Raw genomic sequence first — 2,872 nt, 5'->3', positions numbered from 1 at the left:
CCGGAGGGGAAACGCGAATACACGGAGATCACCGAGGGCGATGAGGACACCAAGAAACACGACGCAAAGTGTCCTGGGTGGTTCTCGGCGATCCTCCACCCACCTCGGCGATCTCCGTGCGGACGCATTGCCCGGCCCGCTCTTGCTCCGCCGAGGCCGCGCTTCCCACTAGATTCCCCACGGCGTCCACTCAGGCGCCTCAAAACGGAAACTTCAGCCGAACTCCCCATGGCTTCGTTCGACGTCATCGTCCTCGGCGGCGGCCCCGCCGGTTACGTGTGTGCCATTCGTTGCGCCCAGCTGGGCATGCAAGTCGCCGTCATCGAGCGCGAAGCGCTGGGTGGTACCTGCGTGCTGTGGGGGTGCATCCCCGCCAAGTCGCTGCTCGAAAGCGCCGGCCTCGCACAGAAGATCGGCAAGGCCGCCGAGCACGGCATCACCATCGACGGCGTGACGCTCGATTTCGGCCCCGCCATGAAGCGTTCGCGCTCCGTGAGCCAGCAGAACTCGAAGGGTGTGGAGTTCCTGCTCAAGAAGAACAAGGTGCAGCACATCCGCGGCGAAGGCCTGATCGAGAAGGGCAAGAAGGTCACCGTGACCCTCGCCGACGGCAAGAAAGAAACGCACGAGGCGAAGAAGGCCGTCGTGATCGCCACCGGCTCGCGCGTGAAGGGGCTGCCGCAAATCGGCCTCGAGCTCGACAAGAACGTCGTGCTCTCGAGCGATGATGTGCTCGTCGCCGAGAAGGCCCCGGCCACGATGGCCGTGGTGGGCGCAGGTGCGGTGGGCTGTGAATTCGCCGACGTGTTCGCGAGCTTCGGCACCAAGGTGTCGCTCATCGAAGTTGCGCCGAACATCCTGCCGCTCGAAGACGCCGAGTGCAGCGCCGAACTCGGCCGCGCCTTCAAGAAGCGCAAGATCGACGTCATCACCGGCGCCAAACTCAGCAACGTGAAGGTCACCAAGGCCGGCGCGAGCATGACCGTCGAAGCGCAAGGCGCCACGCAGCAGATCGAAGTGGAGAAGGTGCTCGTAGCCGCCGGCCGTGCGCCCAACGTGGAGAAGATCGGCCTCGAGACCGTGGGCATCACCAAGAGCGAGCGCGGCTTCATCAAGGTGAACGGGAAGTTCGAGACCAACGTCCCGGGTTACTACGCCATCGGCGATGTGGCCGGCAACCAGATGCTCGCCCACAAGGGCTCGCGCGAAGGGCATGTGCTCGCCGACATGCTCGGCGGCCAGCACGCCCATCCGGTGAACTACAAGAACATCCCCAGCTGCACCTACTGCCATCCGGAAGTGGCCAGCATCGGCCTCACCGAAGCGCAGTGCAAGGAGCAGAAGCTCGACTACAAAGTCGGCAAGTTCCCGTTCAGCGCGAACGGCCGCGCGCGTACCAGTGGCGAGACCGACGGCTTCGTGAAGATCATCCGCGACGCCAAGTACGGGGAAATCCTCGGCGCGCACATCGTCGGGGCGCACGCCACCGAAATGATTCACGAACTCGTGGTGGCGCGCGAGAACGAATTCACGGTGGAAGAGATCGATCTCGCGATCCACGCGCACCCCACGCTGAGCGAAGCCATCGGCGAAGCCGTGCTGGATTCGATGGGGAAGATGCTGCACGCGTGAAGCAGTTGACTAACAACTGAAAACTGAAACTACGAACTACAAACTCCCCGCGACCAACGAGATCTCCGTTTTTGAGAAGATCTCGCGGCCCGCGGGGAGTTTGTAGTTTGTAGTGACAGTTGTCGGTGATCAGTTTGCTTGCGCGTCGCCGCGTTGCCTTGGCACCACGCGCGATTTTCCGATGACACAGCCGCGGGATTATCAGTGCATCCTGCACGAGCTGGCGAATCCGGTCCGTTCAGGATAATGTGTAATTACACCGTAATTACTCACCGGATTCCGTGATCATCCATGCGCATGAAAGCCCGTCTCGTCCAAATCGGTAATTCGCGCGGGGTCCGCCTGAGCAAGGCGCTCCTGGAGCACGCGGCGCTCGCCGACGACGTGGTCATTGACGCTGAGCCGGGCGCGATCACCATCAGGTCAGCGCATGCACCCAGAGCGGGGTGGGCCGAGGCGGCCGCGCATGGTCCCCATGAACCGGTGATGGACGACATGTCCACGGCGCACTTCGACGACACCGAGTGGACGTGGTGAGCCCCACGCCGCGCCGCGGAGAGGTGTATCTCGTGAATCTCGACCCCACGGTCGGGCGCGAGATCCGCAAGTCGCGCCCCTGTGTCATCGTGTCGCCGAACGAGCTGAACGCGCATCTGGCCACGTTCATCGTGGCGCCCCTCACAACGGGGGCCCATCCGTATCCTTTCCGTGTCGCGTGCCGCTTCGACGGGAAGGATGGTCACGTGGTCCTCGATCAACTTCGCACGGTCGATCGTGTTCGACTCTCGCGCAAACTGGGGGCGCTGACCGCGGTAACCCAGCAGAAGGTGCTGGCCGTCCTGCAGGAAATGTTCGCGGCGTAAGCAGTTGACCGATAACTGAAGACTGAAACTACGAACTACAAACTCCCCGCCGACCGCGAGAGCTCTCCGAGAGGGGAGATCTCGCAGGCCGCGGGGAGTTTGTAGTTTGTAGTGGCAGTCATCAGTGATCAGTTCAGCTATCGCCCTTCCACGCCCCGGCAGTGCTCCTTTATACCCTCGATCTCGGCCTTACCCCCTACGACACCGCCTGGGCGCTGCAGAAGCGTGCGGCGGCGGCGCGGATCAGTGGCGAGCTCCCGGAGGATCTGCTCATCCTCGTGCAGCATCCGCCGGTGGTGACGCTGGGGCGCAGCACCAAACCGGGGCATCTGCTGGCGAGTGCGGAATTCCTCGAGGCGCGCGGCATTCAGGTGCGT

General features: G+C 63.2%; 4 protein-coding genes. All 4 read left to right on the top strand.

The window, feature by feature from the left end; genetic code table 11:
- Window positions 1-228 precede the first annotated feature (228 nt).
- A complete protein-coding gene (lpdA, locus tag ACIQ6O_RS15775; protein WP_396208729.1) occupies window positions 229-1,632 on the top strand; it encodes a dihydrolipoyl dehydrogenase in 1,404 nt (467 codons plus the stop codon).
- A 297-nt stretch (window positions 1,633-1,929) separates the two neighbouring features.
- Window positions 1,930-2,169, top strand: coding sequence for an AbrB/MazE/SpoVT family DNA-binding domain-containing protein (locus ACIQ6O_RS15770; RefSeq protein ID WP_396208728.1), 240 nt, complete (start codon window positions 1,930-1,932; stop codon window positions 2,167-2,169).
- Window positions 2,166-2,495, top strand: coding sequence for a type II toxin-antitoxin system PemK/MazF family toxin (locus ACIQ6O_RS15765; protein WP_396208727.1), 330 nt, complete (start codon window positions 2,166-2,168; stop codon window positions 2,493-2,495). Before ACIQ6O_RS15770 ends, ACIQ6O_RS15765 begins: the two co-directional genes overlap by 4 nt.
- A gap of 161 nt (window positions 2,496-2,656) precedes the next feature.
- On the top strand, window positions 2,657-2,872 hold a 216-nt coding region (locus ACIQ6O_RS15760), incomplete at its 3' end, for a lipoyl protein ligase domain-containing protein (protein WP_396208726.1).

This window comes from Gemmatimonas sp. (assembly GCF_044345575.1).
Taxonomy (GTDB): domain Bacteria; phylum Gemmatimonadota; class Gemmatimonadetes; order Gemmatimonadales; family Gemmatimonadaceae; genus Gemmatimonas.
The sequence above is the reverse complement of the archived record's forward strand: the minus strand, read 5'-3'. Positions and strand labels throughout refer to the sequence as shown.